Origin of the sequence: Pseudomonas sp. PvP028, assembly GCF_017832255.1 — a bacterium.
In the GTDB taxonomy this organism is placed as follows: domain Bacteria; phylum Pseudomonadota; class Gammaproteobacteria; order Pseudomonadales; family Pseudomonadaceae; genus Aquipseudomonas; species Aquipseudomonas syringae.
On sequence record NZ_JAFIBL010000001.1, the window covers coordinates 5,512,615 to 5,528,316 of the forward strand.

Below are 15,702 nucleotides of genomic sequence, written 5' to 3' on the forward strand. Positions count from 1 at the left end.
TGCAGCTTCCGCGCCATCTCTGGCGCAGCCGGCACCAAAGCCTTGAAGCTGATGCTCAAGGCCAGGCCTGCGCGTTATTCGGCGGCAGGATCTGGCGTGGGTTCGGCGTTGACTTCGCCGTCGCGCTTGCGCTTGTTGCCCATGCGTACGCCGATGTCCATGAGGAAGTGGAAGAAGCCCTCCTGGTCTTCCAGCACGTTGCTCCAGAATGGCGAGTGATACAGGGCAACGGCGCCATGCACCAGCGCCCAGGCAGCGCAGTAATGATAGTAAGGCGGGACATCTTCGAGCTTGCCTTCGCTGATGCGGCCTTTGATCAGCAGCGTCAGGTGTTCGAAGTTCGAAGCGCGAATCTTGTGCAGTTCTTCGACCAGTTCAGGCACCTGGTTGCCCTTGACCACCTTCTCTTCCAGGCGGTCGAACAGGCGATAGCGCTGCGGGTCACGCATGCGGAATTCGAAGTAGGCGCGCGAGAGCGATTCCTTGTCCTTGTCGACATCGGCCGAATGCAGCAGCTCGTTCAGATCCCGCTCGTAGTCGAGCATCAGGCGCAGGTAGATTTCCGCCTTGGACTTGAAGTGCTTGTAGATGGTGCCTTTGCCAATGCCGACGGCGTCCGCGATCATCTCGACAGTGACGCTGTCTTCGCCTTGCTCGAGAAACAGCTTTAGCGCGGTGTCGAGAATTTCCTGCTCACGGCGGCGAAATTCACGGACCTTACGAGGTTCTTTCTGCATAGAGAGGTCTGTCAGGATCGAAATCGAAGCCGGGTATTATGCCCAATCGGCGCTAAATTGCACGGTTCATCCATACTTGTCGACCTGCATGAACGATTCGCACCGGTCAGCCCGGGCGCCCGATACCGTTCCAGTGCGGTGGCAACCTAGTGCGCTGGCAACGCTGGAGAGGCAACGACAAACTCCAGATAACCCGTGATCACCACATACAACGTGAAGTAGGCAAAGATCAGCGCCGAGGCAATGTACGACCAGCGCAACATTCGTTCGCCCATGAAACGCCCACCCTGATGAGCCAGCGCGCACAGCGAGATCGACCAGACCACGCCCGCAGCGACAAACCCGGCGAGAAAGGTCGAAGCGCTGACAAGATCAGAGCCTTGCCGGGCAATCAGCGCTCCGCCGACTGCGGCAAACCAGAGGATGGCGCTGGGTGAGGACATCGCCAGAAAGATCCCGCGCAGGAACAGCGCCAGGCTGGATTTTTCCGATTCAACCGCCTGACTGTCGAGACCGTTGCTGACGGTGGTAGCACTCATGATCATTCTGAAGCAGAACCAGGCCAGCACCGCCGTGCCGCCAATCCAGAGCACGTAGCGCACGGCTTCATATTGCAGCAGCACGGCCATGCCGAGCATCGCCAGGATTGCGTAGGCCAGATCACCGACGCAGGTTCCCAGCCCGAGCCACAGCCCTCTGGAAAAACCGCGCTGCATGGACAGCGTGATCATGGCGATGTTTGCCAGACCAATGTCCAGGCACAAGGACAGACTCAGCAGAAAACCGTTGGAAAACTCCACCCCACCACTCCATTACTGCAGCGCACCCGCATTTCGCCCGATACAAAGTGTTCATCGAGCACTCAAGGAGCGCTTTAGTATTCCAAAACTGTTTAAAAAACGATCAAAAGACACTGGACGCTGCGCCGTCCTGAACAATACTTAAGCTGCTGCCGCGTCATCATTCCCCAAATGACTCGGCAGTAGAGGCGCCAAAGGACTAGCGCGCCTTTGTTTTACTCCTAATGGTCTTAACCCGGCTTCACCCCCCAGAATCCGGGTTTTTTTTGCCTGCGATTTGTCTGCCCGTGAACGTGTGCATCCGTCAGCGCTGAACGTGCGCCAGCGGAAACAGGCGAGCGAAATTGGCCGTGGTCTGCTCGGCAAAGCGCTCGTAGGACTCGCCTCGCAGCATTGCCAGAAACTCGGCCACCTCACGTACGTACTGGGGCAGATTCGGCTTGCCCCGATACGGGATGGGCGCGAGGTACGGGGAGTCGGTCTCGACCAGCAGACGATCGGCGGGCACCTGCCTTGCAACGTCGCGCAGGGCATCGGCGTTGCGAAACGTCACGATACCGGACAGCGAAATGTAGTAACCCAGGTCCAGCGCGGCCTTGGCCATCTCCCAGTCTTCGGTGAAACAGTGCAGGACACCGGCGTAGGGCAAGGCCGCTTCACGCAGCAGGCTGAGGGTATCGGCACGTGCGCCCCGAGTGTGGATGACCACTGGTTTTTCAGTGATTCTGGCCGCCTCGAGGTGAACCCGGAAAGACGCCTGTTGCAGCTCGGCCGCTTCAGGTTCGTAGTGATAGTCCAGACCGGTCTCACCAATCGCTACCACCCGCGGGTGATCCAGCTCCTTGAGCAACCAGTCCAGGGGCGGCATTTCGCCGGGCTTCACGTCCAGCGGATGAATGCCCACCGAGCAATCAACATCCGCATAGCGTTCGGCGAGTGCCTTGACCGCACCCGCATTGTCGGCGCTGACACCGATGCAGAGAAAATGCCCGACCCCTCTGCCGCGGGCGGCGTCGAGTGCGGCATCCAGAGAGCCGTCGTGCTGGGCAAGGTCAAGGCGATCGAGGTGACAATGGGAATCTACAAGCATGGGTTAAAACACAACTACATCGTATGGGTTGGACGATCGGACTTGAGAGCGCCGACCAGGTGAGTTTCGATCAGATTGCGGGCAGTGTTGTCGCCGCCATTGAACTGCACGCCAACGCCGGCAGTGCGATTGCCCTGCGCGCCTTTCGGCGTGATCCAGGCAACACGACCGGCCACCGGAACCTTCTCCGGTTCGTCCATCAGATTAAGAAGCATGAACACTTCATCGCCCAGCTTGTAGCTTTTGCTGGTCGGAATGAACAGCCCGCCGTTTCTGATGAACGGCATATAAGCAGCGTAAAGAACGGACTTGTCCTTGATGGTCAGGGACAGAATGCCATTACGTGGACCTGTGCTCGGCGGCAGATTCATGACAACACCTCAACGGTTCCGGATAACGCAGAGTCTACGCCTGTCCCGGCAGGCCTGCCCACTGCACCAACAACGCTTCAAGCAGCAAAACCCGATTGAGGTTGGCCTTGGACATGACTTTCTGGCGCTGCGCCAGAATCCAGTCCTGAATATCCAGCACTTTGGCGCGAGAAGACTTCTGCGCCAGGTATTGAATCACCTTGCGCATGTCACCCAGGCCAAGGCCCTCCTCGTCCTGCGTCATCTGATAGCGCAGGATCAGGTGCGACCAGTCACAGAACCAGTCGAACAGCAATAACAGCGGAATATCCTTCCAGCCCTCGGCCAGCTGGGTAGCCGACTGTTGTTGCTTGAGCAGCTTCTTGACGCCGTCGACCACCAGCGCGCGCTGTTCGCGAACACCCTGCGCGTGCAGCGCCACCGCAGCCAGCGGCGACCCGGCGGCCAGCGTCAGCAACTCGAAGCGCTCGTCCTGCGTGCAATCGGGCAATGCACCGCTCAGCCAGTCGAGACTCATCTGCTCGCCGGGCAACGGGCAGGCCTGCTGCACACAGCGGCTCTTGACCGTTGGCAGCAAGCGGCTCGGTTGATGGCTGACCAACAACAGAACGGTATTGCCTGAAGGCTCTTCCAGACTTTTCAGCAAGGCATTGGCCGCGTTGGTATTCATCGCTTCCACCGGCTCGACGAGCACCACCTTGCGCCCGCCCATCTGGGCGGTCTGCACCACGAAACTGACCAGATCACGCACCTGATCGACCTTGATCGGCTTGTCCGCCTCTTCCGGCTCGAGCACGTAATTGTCGGGATGGCTGCCAGCCGCCAACAGCAGACAGGACTTGCAGTGCCCGCAGGCATCAAGCCCGTCAGGCGTCTTGCACAACAAGCTGGCCATCAGCCGTTCAGCCAGGGCGCGCTTACCGATACCCGCAGGCCCGTGCAGCAGATAAGCGTGAGCGTGCTGGGCGCGACCGGCCATCTGCTGCCAGAGCGAAGCCTGCCAGGGATAGGCTTCAGCCACGTTGCAGCTCCAGCAACTGAGGCAGCAAGGTGTCGAGGGAATCCTGCACATCGGCCAGGGTCTGTCCGGCGTCTACCAGGCGATAGCGCGCAGGTTCAGCCTTGGCGCGCTCCAGATAGGTGCTACGCACGGCGTCGAAGAAAGCCCGCCCTTCCTGCTCGAACCGATCCAGCCGACCGCGTGCAGCGGCGCGTGACAGGCCGATCTCTACCGGCAGGTCGAACACCAGCGTCAGGTCAGGGCGCAGGTCGCCTTGAACGAACTGCTCCAGCGCTGCGATACGCTCATGGGACAGGCCGCGACCGCCGCCCTGATAGGCGTAGGTGGCATCGGTAAACCGATCACAGAGCACCACCTCGCCACGCGCCAGCGCGGGACGAATGACTTCGGCCAAATGCTGGGCACGCGCGGCAAACACCAGCAGCAATTCGGTGTCGGCGCTCATGGCCTCGTCGCTGGGCGCCAGCAACAACTCGCGAATACGCTCGGCCAGCGGAGTGCCACCTGGCTCGCGGGTCAGCAGTACCTGAACCCCCTGCGCACGCAATTGTGCCGCCAGGTAGTCGCGGTTGGTGCTTTTGCCTGCACCTTCCGGGCCTTCAAGAGTGATAAACAAGCCAGTCACAGGTCATCCTTAATCGTCATCATTGCGCACTCGGCTCGGACTGCGGGGCATCTGGAACATCCGCAGGCACGGCTTCCGAAGAGGGCGAGTCAGTTGCCGGTGCCGGTGTGGCAGGTGCCGGGCTGGAGCGATAATCCGCGCGGCGCTTGAGCTGATAGTCACGCACGGCCGCGTTATGGGCATCCAGATCGTCCGAGAACACATGGCTGCCGTCACCCTTGGCCACGAAATACAGGCTGCTGCCGTCTACTGGATTGAGCGCAGCGTGAATCGCTTCGCGCCCCACCAGCGAAATAGGCGTCGGCGGCAGGCCGGCGATCACGTAGGTGTTATAGGGCGTCGCTTCCTTGAGGTTGGCGCGGGTCAGCTTGCCGTTGTAGCGCTCGCCCATGCCGTAGATCACGGTCGGATCGGTCTGCAACTGCATGCCCAGCTTCAGGCGACGCACGAACACGCCGGCTATCTGGCCGCGCTCCTGAGGTACACCGGTCTCCTTCTCGACCAAAGACGCCATGATCAGCGCCTGGTAAGGATTTGAGTAGGGAGCCTCTGACGAACGCGCATTCCATTCCTCGTCGAGTACTTCTTCCAGGCGGCTGTAGGCCTGCTTGAGCAATTCGACGTCGGTCATGCCGCGCACGTAGCGGTAAGTGTCCGGAAAGAAACGGCCTTCAGGAAACACGTCGGGGTGGCCAATTTTCGCCATCAGCTCGCTGTCGGACAGACCTGCCAGCGTTTGATCGAGCTTGGGCTGTTTGGCAAGCGCGGCACGCACCTGGCGGAAATTCCAGCCTTCGACCAGCGTCAGGCTGTATTGCACGACTTCCTTGCGCTTCCAGACGTCGAACAGGCCCTTGACGTTCATGCCCGGCATCATGCGGTATTCACCGCTGTGCAGCGCCTGTCCGGACAGGTTGAAACGCCAGTAAAGACGCAGCCAGAAAGCGTCCTTGATCACGCCATCGGCCTGCAATCGATTGAGTACGCCGGTCGGCGTCGAACCGGCCGGAACGTCCAGCAGTTGCTCCTGAGCCACCTCAAGCGGTTGGTTCAGTGCCTGATACTGCTGCCAGAACGCAAAGCCGAGCAGCAAACCTGCCAGGACAACCGCTGTTTCCAGCAACACCAATATTTTTCGGATCAAAATCAGATATCCAGAAGGCTGCGGGCAATACCTTGCAGTTTACGGGTCAGCGGCCCGACCGGCCAGTTCAACGCTGCAAAGCTGCGAACCGGCCAGACGCCGTACACGCTATTGCATAGAAACACTTCGTCTGCCGATTCCAGGTCAGACATGTGCAGGTCACGGATATCGACAGCCAACCCCAGCTTTGGTGCTTGGTCCAGCAGCTCGGCACGCATCACACCTGCGACCCCGCAGCGGCTGAGATCAGCAGTCAGCAAACGGCCCTGACTGACCAGAAACAGGTTGCTGTAGACACCCTCTATCAGTCGCCCGGACATATCACGCATCAAACCCTCGGCGTGCTCGCTGTCACTCCACTCGGAACGGGCCAGTACCTGCTCCAGACGATTGAGATGTTTGAGTCCGGCCAGAAGCGGCTGTTCCGCCAGTCGCGTCTGGCAGGCAAACAGGCGCACGCCCTGCTCGGCATGCGCACCGGGATAGGCTGGCGCAGGGCCGCCCTGCAGGATTCGACGCGATTGGGCATTGGGGGCCGGGGCGTAGCCGCGCTGGCTGTCGCCACGGGTAAGGATGAGCTTCATGACCCCATCACCAAGTTCTGCAGCGAAGCGGGTCATTTCTGCACGGATCAGCGCGTGATCGGTTGCGATCGACAAGCGTGCGCAGCCGCTTTCGAGACGCTGCAGATGGCGCTCCAGGAGCAAAGGCTGCCCGGCCTTGACGACGATGGTTTCAAACAGTCCATCGCCGTAAGCCAGCCCTCGATCCTTGAGGGACAAGGCGTCTGCGGGGCAGCCATCGACCCAGTCGGGCATTACTCGGCGAACCGACGGAATACCAGCGAGCCGTTGGTGCCACCGAAGCCGAAGGAGTTCGACAGAACGACGTCGATCGGCATGCGGCGCGCTTCGTGAGGCACGAAGTCCAGATCGCAGCCTTCACTTGGCTCATCCAGGTTGATGGTCGGCGGAGCCACCTGATCAACCATTGCCAGGACGCTGAAGATCGCTTCGACAGCACCAGCGGCGCCCAGCAGGTGGCCGGTCATCGACTTGGTCGAACTGACTGCCAGCTTGTATGCGTGATCACCGAATACCGACTTGATCGCAGAAGCCTCGGCCAGATCGCCTGCAGGCGTCGACGTACCGTGTGCGTTGATGTACTGCACCTGATCGGGATTGACCTTGGCATCACGCAACGCATTGACGATGCAGCGTGCAGCACCGGCGCCGTCATCAGGTGGCGAAGTCATGTGATAGGCGTCGCCGCTCATGCCGAACCCGACCAGCTCTGCATAAATGGTCGCGCCACGCGCCTTGGCGTGCTCGAGTTCTTCGAGCACCATGGCACCGGCACCGTCGGACAGGACGAAGCCATCACGGCCCTTGTCCCAGGGGCGACTGGCGCGGGTCGGGTCATCGTTGCGGGTCGACAGTGCACGCGCTGCACCGAAGCCACCCAGACCGAGCCCACAGGCGGCCATTTCAGCGCCGCCGGCGATCATCACGTCCGCTTCGTCATAGGCGATGTTGCGAGCCGCCATGCCGATGCAGTGGGTTGCAGTCGTGCAAGCCGTCGCGATGGAGTAATTGGGTCCCTGTGCGCCCAGATGGATCGACAGGAAACCGGAAATCATATTGATGATCGAGCCAGGAACGAAGAACGGTGAAATCCGCCCCGGACCCTGCTCGTGCAGCAGACGACTGCTGTTTTCGATATTGGTCAGACCACCGATGCCCGAACCCATGGCAACGCCGATGCGCTCACGGTTTGCATCAGTGACTTCAAGGCCTGCATTACGCACGGCCTGAAAGCTGGCCGCGAGGCCATACTGAATAAAGAGATCGAGGCGACGCGCTTCTTTGGGCGCGAGGTATTCTTCGACGTTGAAACCCTTGACCGAGCCGCCGAAGCGGGTGGTGAAGGCTGACAAGTCCGTGTGCTCGATAAGGCCAATGCCACTGCGGCCCGCCAGAATGCCTTGCCAACTGCTGGGCACGTCATTGCCCAGTGGCGAAAGCATGCCCATCCCGGTGACCACGACGCGTCTACGCGACACAGGACTCTCCTTCTCTCTTGTTTACGGAACAATCACAGCGTTTTTTAAAGAAAAAACCGCACGCCGGTTAAAGCAGTGCGGTTTTCCCGTGACAGCAGTCAGCGATTACAAATCTTAAGCCTGATGGCTAGTGACGTAGTCGATTGCTGCTTGAACGGTAGTGATCTTTTCCGCTTCTTCGTCCGGGATTTCGGTCTCGAATTCCTCTTCCAGAGCCATTACCAGCTCGACGGTGTCCAGGGAGTCAGCGCCCAGGTCCTCAACGAAAGAAGCAGTGTTGACAACCTCTTCTTGTTTGACGCCAAGTTGCTCTGCAACGATTTTCTTGACGCGCTCTTCGATGGTGCTCATACCTAGTTTTAACTCCTAGTGGAAATGTTCAGGCATCTGGCCAGTGGGTAAGTGTATAGAAGAGGTTTTGCGAATTTCAAGCTTAACGCTCTCCCCTTATGCCCAACCGTACCTTTGCCCATTCATAGATTGCAGCTTTATAACGGATTTTAGACAGCTCGTATGACATTTTTTTGAAACAGGTCGTCACATTAGCTCATGTACATGCCGCCGTTAACAGGGATTGTGGCCCCGGTAACGTAGCCTGCGCCTTCGGACGCAAGAAAAGCGACTACGTGCGCAATCTCTTCGGCTTGCCCCAAACGGCCCAGGGGTATCTGGGTAATCAGTGACTCACGCTGAGCCTCAGGCAGCTCACGCGTCATGTCGGTATCGATAAAACCCGGTGCCACCGAATTCACGGTGACCGCCCGCGAGCCCACTTCACGGGCCAGAGCCCGACTGAAGCCTTCCAGACCGGCCTTCGCGGAAGCATAGTTTACTTGACCGGCGTTGCCCATGGCACCCACAACCGAACCAATGCTGATAATACGCCCCCAACGCGCTTTGGTCATGCCACGCAGAACGCCCTTGGAAAGACGGAAAAGGCTGTTCAGATTGGTGTTGACGACGTCATACCATTCGTCATCTTTCATGCGCATCATCAGGTTATCACGGGTGATACCGGCGTTATTGACCAGAATCAACGGTGCGCCGACGCGCTCCTGAATGGTGGACAGAACGGAATTCACAGACTCGGCATCGCAGACATCCAGCATCAGGCCAAAGCCTTCGATGCCGTTTTCCTTGAACGTCGCGCTGATGCGCTCGGCACCGGACTCTGACGTCGCGGTACCCACGACAACAGCACCGTTGCGTCCCAATTCCAGAGCAATGGCTTGACCAATGCCGCGACTTGCACCGGTTACCAGTGCCACTTTACCTTGAAGGCTCATGCAGGCTTCTCCTAATCAGGCCAGTGCCGCGCGCGCGGCGGCAAAGGCGTCCGGGGTATCAAGGTTGTAGGTCATCACGCCGTCGGCGCAACGCTTGTTCAGACCGGCCAGCACTTTGCCCGGACCGCACTCCACAAGCTGGGTCGCACCGCGACTGGCCAGGCATTGAATGGATTCGACCCAGCGTACCGGCTTGTACAACTGCTCCAGCAAATCACGCTTGAGCGTCGCCAGATCACTGACGGCACTGGCGCTGACGTTCTGTACCAGCGCAATTTTCGGCGCTTGCCATTCGATGGCTTCAACGGCCTCGGCGAAACGCTCGGCGGCCGGGCGCATCAGTTCGCAGTGCGATGGCACGCTGACCGGCAATGGCAAAGCGCGCTTGGCGCCACGGGCCTTGCACAGCTCCATGGCACGCTTGACAGCCTCGGCGGAACCGGCGATCACCACCTGGCCCGGCGAGTTGAAATTCACGGCACTGACGACCTCACCCTGTGCCGCTTCGGCGCAGGCTGCAATAACGTCGGCATCATCGAGACCCAGAATGGCGGCCATACCGCCCTGACCCGCTGGCACCGCTTCCTGCATCAACTGGCCGCGACGCTCGACAAGCTTTACGGCGTCGGCCAGGCTCAGGCTTTGCGCGGCTACCAGTGCGCTGTATTCACCCAGACTGTGACCGGCGACGAACGCAGGAACCGCACCGCCCTCGGCCAGCCACACATGCCACAAGGCAACCGAAGCGGTCAAAATGGCCGGCTGGGTCTTGTCGGTCTGATTGAGCAGCTCGGCAGGACCGTTCTGAGTCAATGCCCACAGGTCATAGCCGAGGGCTTCGGAAGCCTGCTCGAAAGTGTCGAGGATCAGCGGATGTTGCGCGCCTTGTTCGGCGAGCATACCGAGCGATTGCGATCCTTGACCCGGAAAGACGAATGCGAGGGATGCAGACATTTGACAAGCCTCTGAATTATTGTCGCCAAAATGGGCGTCCGGACAGGTCGAACGCGGGAATTCTAATGTATATGACTGATCGGTTGGATGACTGACCAGTCTGATGCGTCACATTTTCAGCTTCGGTCGTCCTGAAACATCGTTTCAAGCCGCCCCTTCAAACGCTGTGGCAGGTTTTCACGGGACTCGACGAGCGCTCGATGAATCGCACTCTGAAAGCCTGAAACACTTGCAGAGCCATGGCTTTTCACCACGACCCCCTGCAACCCGAGCAGGCTCGCGCCATTATGACGGGCGGGCGCCAGGTCGGTCTGCAAGCGCTTCAGCAAGGGCAACGCCAGCGCGCCGACCGCCCTGCTGAGCAGATTGCGCTGGAACAGCGTCTCGATCCTGGCCGCAATCATCGTCGCCAGCCCCTCACTCGACTTGAGCAATACGTTGCCGACGAAACCATCACACACCACTACGTCAGCTTCCCCCCTGTACAACCCGTCACCTTCGACATAGCCAATGTAGTTAAGCCCCGAGGCAGACTGCAAAAGACCGGCAGCACGCTTGACCTGCTGATTGCCCTTGATGTCCTCAGTGCCCACATTGAGCAAGGCCACTCTGGGCGTTGCGACACCAAGGATCTCGGCAAGCACCGAGCCCATCACTGCAAACTGATAAAGCGCCTCGGCACTGCAATCAACGTTCGCCCCCAGGTCCAGCAACTGGCAATGACCTGAGCGAGTGGGAATGGCTGCGATCATTGCCGGGCGATCAATCCCTGGCAAGGTCTTGAGCACAAACCGGGAAAGCGCCATCAGCGCACCGGTATTGCCGGCACTGACACATGCCTGGGCCTGACCGTTGGCCACCAGTTCGAGAGCAACGCGCATGGAGGAGTCAGGCTTGCCACGCAACGCCTGAGACGGACGCTCGTCCATCGCAATCGCTTCACTGGCATGAATGACACGCAGGCGCGAACGGTCCACAGCTTCATGAGTAGAGACGAGTTCTTCAATAAGGGAGGCTTGACCGACAAGGGCCAGGTGAAGCGAGGGAGTAGCTGTCAGGCACGCGAGGCTTGCCTGAACAATGTTGCGGGGACCGAAGTCCCCGCCCATTGCGTCGATCGCGATGATCGGAGCGGACAAGAAATTACTCGTCAGCGCCCTTGTCGATCACTTTACGACCACGGTATACGCCTTCTGGCGATACGTGGTGACGCAGGTGAATTTCACCAGTGGTCTTTTCTACCGACAGAGTGCTTGCCTCAAGAGCGTCGTGCGAACGACGCATGTCACGGGCAGAGCGGGATTTTTTGTTCTGCTGAACAGCCATAATTGATTAACTCCTAAACGTTTGGGTCACGCTTTAACTGCGCCAATACACTGAACGGGTTGGACCGCGTTACCTCGTCCACGCTCGGTTCGGGCTCATCGAGACCCGCCGGTTGCTGGCATTCTTCAGGATGATGAGCAGGCACAATGGGCAAGGCGAGCAATAGCTCCTCCTCGATCAATGCCAGCAGATCCAAAGGATCTTCGCCCAGTTCCAGCACGTCATAACCTTTCGGTAACGACTGGGTATTCGCACCCTCCTTCACCACAACGTAACTGCATTCGCTGTGGATCGGCAGGGTCACCAGCTCAAGACAACGCTGGCAAACCATCTTGACCGGGACGTCTATCGAACTGTGGATAACCACAGAACGGCGTTCGTCACGCTCAAAAACGAATTTCGCCTGCACCGTACCGACAGTGTCGGCAAGCGGGTCGCAGAGTCTCTTCAGATCGCCCAGCAGCACTTCACCCTGAAGGGTAGTGCCGCGATCGGACAATTTGCGCGGGTCAACGTGAGATGGAATCGGGTCATTCAACATAGGCGCAGCATTCTAGGGATGCCCCCCGGGCATGTCAAAGGAAATTCAGGCCTGTTCGTCACTCCGGCCACTCTTTAGAATCAACGCTCAGCCTACGGAGAACCGCATGCCATCCCTGCTCCTCGCTTCCAGCTCCTCATACCGCCGCGAACTGCTCGCCCGCCTGCGCCTGCCATTCACCTGCAGGTCTCCGGATATCGATGAAAGCCGGCGACCGAACGAGGCCGCATTCGACCTCGTACAGCGCCTTGCCCGAGAGAAAGCCCAAGCGCTCGCCGCCGAGCATCCACAGCACCTGATCATCGGCTCCGACCAGGTCGCCGTCCTTGACGAACAGGTCCTGGGCAAGCCACACAGCTTCGAGCGCGCACTGGAACAGCTGACGGCAGCGAGCGGCAAAAGCGTGACCTTCCTGACCGGCTTGGCCCTGCTCAATAGCTCGACCGGCGAGTGCCAGGTCGACTGCGTGCCTTTTACAGTGCACATGCGCGAACTCGACCGGGCCAGCATCGAACGCTATCTGCATGCCGAACAGCCCTATGACTGCGCTGGCAGCTTCAAGGCAGAAGGCCTTGGCGTCAGCCTGTTTCGCAGCACCGAAGGCAGTGACGCGACCAGCCTGATCGGCCTGCCGCTGATACGCCTGGTGGACATGCTTATAAAGGAAGGCGTCAGCGTACCCTGACCCTTACATATAAAGAACCCGGCCATTGGCCGGGTTCTTTATGCCTGCATCAAGCCATCAACGCAGGCTTGGGCCGTTGAAACCGACCAGCATGGCAATTCGCTCGGCGATACTGGTGCCCAGCTTTTTCGAAAAGCGATCGAAAGGCGACTCTTCGACGGTGTACTCGACGATGTCCTTTTCCTTGATCACGTCACGCGCAACATAACTTGCACTGCCCAGACCATCCACCAGACCCAGCGCAACAGCCTGCTCGCCGGTCCAGATCAGCCCGGAGAACAGCTCTGGGTGCTCTTTGTCCTTCAATCGATCGCCGCGACCTTGTTTGACACTGGCAATGAACTGGCGATGAGTCGTGTCCAGCACACCCTGCCAGAACTGCGTTTCGTCAGCCTTCTGTGGCTGGAACGGGTCAAGGAACGCCTTGTGCTCGCCGGAGGTGTAGGTACGACGATCAACGCCGAGCTTGTCCATGGCACCGACAAAGCCGAAGCCTGCTGCCGTCACACCGATCGACCCCACCAGACTAGCCTTGTCGGCATAGATCTGGTCAGCGGCGCTGGCGATGTAATAAGCGCCCGAAGCACCGAGATCGGTAATGACCGCATACACCTTGATATCCGGCTTCGTCGCGCGCAGACGGCGGATTTCGTCGTAGACATAGCCCGACTGCACAGGACTGCCGCCCGGGCTGTTGATACGCAGAATCACACCCTTGGTCTTTTCATCCTCGAAGGCCTTCTGCAGCGCAGTGACGATGTTCTCAGCACTGGCCGCTTCCTTGTCGGCAATTACGCCCTGCACATCGATCAGCGCAGTGTGACTGGAACGGCGCGAAGTGCCGCCCTCGAAATCCAGCATCGGGACAATCACTGCAACAAACAGGAACGCGAACGTCAGCAGCTTGAAAAAGATCCCCCAGCGACGCGCCCGGCGCTGCTCCTGCACACTGGCCAGCAGCGTCTTTTCAAGAAGCTTCCAGCTTTTTGCCTCTTCCCTGCCATTGATGCCCTCGTCCGCGCTTTGCGAAACGGGTGCCTTCCATTCGTCAGACATGTTCCAATCACTCCAACCCGAAAACTAGACGCTGCGCCCGTTCAACCAGGTGCGCAGCTCGGAAAAATGCTCGATAGCCAGCCGCGGCTCGAACTGACGCAGCGACTCCAGCGGCTGAGCGCCATAGCCCACCGCAACCGAATCCATACCCGCATTGCGAGCCATCAGCAGATCGAACGAAGCATCGCCAATCATCAGCGAACGCTGCGGGGTAACCTCACAGTGCGCCATGATCTCGTTCAACATCAGCGGATCAGGCTTGCTGGCGGTCTCGTCGGCCGCCCGGGTGGCATCGAAGTAATCCTGCCAGCCATTGGCCTTCAGCACACGATCGAGCCCGCGACGCGCCTTGCCGGTAGCGACCGCCAGACGATAGCCATCCTCGCGAAACGCCTGCATCGACTCTACAACACCGTCGAACAGCGGCGACGGCACGTTATCCATTGCCATATAACTGTCTGCGTAGTGCTGGCGAAAATCGATTAGCTGATTGCCGCTGATCTGCGGATACAGGGTTCGAATCGCCTCAGGCAGCCCCAGGCCGATAATCCCCTTGATCGCGGTATCGTCGCGAATTTCAAGGTCAGTCTCGATGGCCGCCGTACGCATGGACAGGATGATGCGCCCGACCGAGTCGGCCAGCGTGCCATCCCAGTCGAAAATCAACAGATCATAATCACGGCGCACTCAGACGCTCCACTGTTTTGGCCCACATATCATCGACAGGCGCCTGCACATTGAGTTTGCTGCCATCGGGCATCGGCACCGTGAGCATGTAGGCGTGCAAAAACAGACGCTTGCCGCCCAGATCGCGAATTTCGCGACTGAAATTCTCGTCACCGTACTTGGTGTCACCTGCAATGGCATGCCCTGCGTGCAAGGTGTGCACACGGATCTGGTGAGTACGCCCGGTGACCGGCTTGGCTTCGACCATGGTGGCAAAATCGCCGAAACGACGCAGCACCTTGAAAATCGTCAGGGCCTCCTTGCCCTCTTCATTCACTTCGACCATGCGTTCGCCGGAGCGCAGGTTGCTTTTCATCAGCGGTGCACGAACCTGCTTCAACGCTGTTGCCCAGTTACCGCGGACCAGCGCCATGTAGCGCTTGTCTACGCCGTCGCCGCGCAGGGCTTCATGCAGATGACGCAGCATGCTGCGTTTCTTGGCGATCATCAGCAGACCGGATGTATCGCGATCGAGACGGTGAACCAGCTCGAGCTCCTTGGCATCAGGGCGCAACTGGCGGAACGCTTCGATCACGCCAAAGCTCAGGCCGCTGCCGCCATGCACGGCGATACCTGCAGGCTTGTTGAGCACGATAAGCGCCTTGTCTTCGTAGACGATCGCAGCTTCGAGACGCTGCAACAATGCCTGCGCGACCGGCACAGGCTCGTCGCGCTCAGGCACGCGCACAGGAGGAATGCGCACGATATCGCCTGCCTGCAACTTGTACTCCGGCTTGATCCGCCCCTTGTTCACACGCACTTCGCCTTTGCGCAAAATGCGGTAAATCAAGGTTTTGGGCACACCCTTGAGATAAGTGATCAGAAAGTTATCGATGCGTTGACCGGCAAGTTCCGGGGCAACCTCAACCAGCTGGACGCCGGGGGTTGGAGGGGCAATATTCGTCATGCCGCAAATGATAACAATTTTTTATGGAATTGAAGCACTTAATGATTGCTGCTATAGTCGCGAACGCCGCCAAAAGCGGCCGGACAGCGGACCAACGGTTGACAACCGGCCCTGACCAACGCAATTCACAAGGACGGGAGGCCGTCCTACGCAGTGTTCGGTGACAACGGAGCACGCTGAAAACGTAACAAGCGCAGGTGACATGAGGCCGGAAACACGCCTGACAGCAGAGCAGACAGCTCGCGGCCAGTGCGGACAGTTCATGGCCAGTTCACAAAGTGCAGTCGCTTTCAGACGCTACGAGCGAATGCTTCGGGAACAACGCCTCAAGCCATGATGCGCGACCTTCCCTATCGAAGGTCGCGGTAAAT

The 15,702-nt window shown here is 59.2% G+C and carries 19 protein-coding genes; 1 reads left to right on the top strand and 18 read right to left on the bottom strand.

Annotation, left to right across the window (positions count from 1 at the left end; genetic code table 11):
* Window positions 1-74 precede the first annotated feature (74 nt).
* From JOE34_RS23400 to JOE34_RS23470, 15 genes are all read right to left on the bottom strand, one after another.
* Window positions 75-737: a TetR/AcrR family transcriptional regulator gene (locus tag JOE34_RS23400; RefSeq protein WP_003347824.1), complete on the bottom strand. Its 663-nt coding sequence runs from the start codon at window positions 735-737 to the stop codon at window positions 75-77.
* A gap of 146 nt (window positions 738-883) precedes the next feature.
* The gene (locus tag JOE34_RS23405; protein WP_024662238.1) at window positions 884-1,537 is read right to left on the bottom strand and encodes a LysE family transporter; all 654 of its coding nucleotides are present in this window, start codon (window positions 1,535-1,537) and stop codon (window positions 884-886) included.
* A gap of 304 nt (window positions 1,538-1,841) precedes the next feature.
* Window positions 1,842-2,627, bottom strand: coding sequence for a TatD family hydrolase (locus JOE34_RS23410; protein WP_046265775.1), 786 nt, complete (start codon window positions 2,625-2,627; stop codon window positions 1,842-1,844).
* A gap of 14 nt (window positions 2,628-2,641) precedes the next feature.
* The gene (locus tag JOE34_RS23415; protein WP_209996722.1) at window positions 2,642-2,998 is read right to left on the bottom strand and encodes a PilZ domain-containing protein; all 357 of its coding nucleotides are present in this window, start codon (window positions 2,996-2,998) and stop codon (window positions 2,642-2,644) included.
* 34 nt (window positions 2,999-3,032) lie between these two features.
* Complete coding sequence (locus JOE34_RS23420; RefSeq protein WP_003347832.1) at window positions 3,033-4,019, bottom strand: DNA polymerase III subunit delta'; 987 nt, start codon at window positions 4,017-4,019, stop codon at window positions 3,033-3,035.
* The gene (tmk, locus tag JOE34_RS23425; protein WP_010405696.1) at window positions 4,012-4,644 is read right to left on the bottom strand and encodes a dTMP kinase; all 633 of its coding nucleotides are present in this window, start codon (window positions 4,642-4,644) and stop codon (window positions 4,012-4,014) included. Before tmk ends, JOE34_RS23420 begins: the two co-directional genes overlap by 8 nt.
* A gap of 19 nt (window positions 4,645-4,663) precedes the next feature.
* Window positions 4,664-5,788, bottom strand: a complete 1,125-nt coding sequence (gene mltG / locus JOE34_RS23430) for an endolytic transglycosylase MltG (RefSeq protein WP_010405692.1) — start codon at window positions 5,786-5,788, stop codon at window positions 4,664-4,666.
* Window positions 5,789-5,790: 2 nt separating this feature from the next.
* The gene (gene pabC, locus JOE34_RS23435; RefSeq protein ID WP_003390859.1) at window positions 5,791-6,606 is read right to left on the bottom strand and encodes an aminodeoxychorismate lyase; all 816 of its coding nucleotides are present in this window, start codon (window positions 6,604-6,606) and stop codon (window positions 5,791-5,793) included.
* A complete protein-coding gene (gene fabF / locus JOE34_RS23440; protein ID WP_003390862.1) occupies window positions 6,606-7,850 on the bottom strand; it encodes a beta-ketoacyl-ACP synthase II in 1,245 nt (414 codons plus the stop codon). Before fabF ends, pabC begins: the two co-directional genes overlap by 1 nt.
* Before the next feature lie 114 nt (window positions 7,851-7,964).
* Window positions 7,965-8,201 carry an acyl carrier protein gene (acpP, locus tag JOE34_RS23445; protein ID WP_003227051.1) on the bottom strand — a complete coding sequence of 79 codons (237 nt, stop codon included), beginning with the start codon at window positions 8,199-8,201 and terminating at the stop codon, window positions 7,965-7,967.
* A 191-nt stretch (window positions 8,202-8,392) separates the two neighbouring features.
* Window positions 8,393-9,136, bottom strand: a complete 744-nt coding sequence (gene fabG, locus JOE34_RS23450; RefSeq protein ID WP_003318510.1) for a 3-oxoacyl-ACP reductase FabG — start codon at window positions 9,134-9,136, stop codon at window positions 8,393-8,395.
* 15 nt (window positions 9,137-9,151) lie between these two features.
* Window positions 9,152-10,090: an ACP S-malonyltransferase gene (fabD, locus tag JOE34_RS23455; protein WP_046265774.1), complete on the bottom strand. Its 939-nt coding sequence runs from the start codon at window positions 10,088-10,090 to the stop codon at window positions 9,152-9,154.
* 116 nt (window positions 10,091-10,206) lie between these two features.
* Window positions 10,207-11,229 carry a phosphate acyltransferase PlsX gene (gene plsX, locus JOE34_RS23460; protein ID WP_010405661.1) on the bottom strand — a complete coding sequence of 341 codons (1,023 nt, stop codon included), beginning with the start codon at window positions 11,227-11,229 and terminating at the stop codon, window positions 10,207-10,209.
* Between the two features lie 4 nt (window positions 11,230-11,233).
* Window positions 11,234-11,416 (bottom strand): 50S ribosomal protein L32, encoded by a 183-nt coding sequence (gene rpmF, locus JOE34_RS23465; RefSeq protein WP_002552688.1) that lies wholly within the window; start codon window positions 11,414-11,416, stop codon window positions 11,234-11,236.
* A gap of 13 nt (window positions 11,417-11,429) precedes the next feature.
* Window positions 11,430-11,957, bottom strand: coding sequence for a YceD family protein (locus tag JOE34_RS23470; protein ID WP_003390869.1), 528 nt, complete (start codon window positions 11,955-11,957; stop codon window positions 11,430-11,432).
* Between the two features lie 106 nt (window positions 11,958-12,063).
* Here JOE34_RS23470 and JOE34_RS23475 point away from each other — a divergent pair, with 106 nt between their 5' ends.
* Window positions 12,064-12,642, top strand: a complete 579-nt coding sequence (locus JOE34_RS23475) for a nucleoside triphosphate pyrophosphatase (protein ID WP_010405623.1) — start codon at window positions 12,064-12,066, stop codon at window positions 12,640-12,642.
* 57 nt (window positions 12,643-12,699) lie between these two features.
* On the opposite strand, the gene sppA is transcribed toward JOE34_RS23475, so the two are convergent.
* Genes sppA through rluC form a run of 3 tightly spaced genes read right to left on the bottom strand, consistent with a single transcriptional unit; the run spans window position 12,700 to window position 15,331 of the window.
* Window positions 12,700-13,698 (bottom strand): signal peptide peptidase SppA, encoded by a 999-nt coding sequence (gene sppA, locus JOE34_RS23480; protein ID WP_003421328.1) that lies wholly within the window; start codon window positions 13,696-13,698, stop codon window positions 12,700-12,702.
* A 24-nt stretch (window positions 13,699-13,722) separates the two neighbouring features.
* Window positions 13,723-14,385 carry an HAD-IA family hydrolase gene (locus JOE34_RS23485; RefSeq protein ID WP_046265773.1) on the bottom strand — a complete coding sequence of 221 codons (663 nt, stop codon included), beginning with the start codon at window positions 14,383-14,385 and terminating at the stop codon, window positions 13,723-13,725.
* Window positions 14,375-15,331: a 23S rRNA pseudouridine(955/2504/2580) synthase RluC gene (rluC, locus tag JOE34_RS23490; protein ID WP_003317474.1), complete on the bottom strand. Its 957-nt coding sequence runs from the start codon at window positions 15,329-15,331 to the stop codon at window positions 14,375-14,377. The genes JOE34_RS23485 and rluC overlap by 11 nt, the downstream gene beginning before the upstream one ends.
* Window positions 15,332-15,702: the final 371 nt, after the last annotated feature.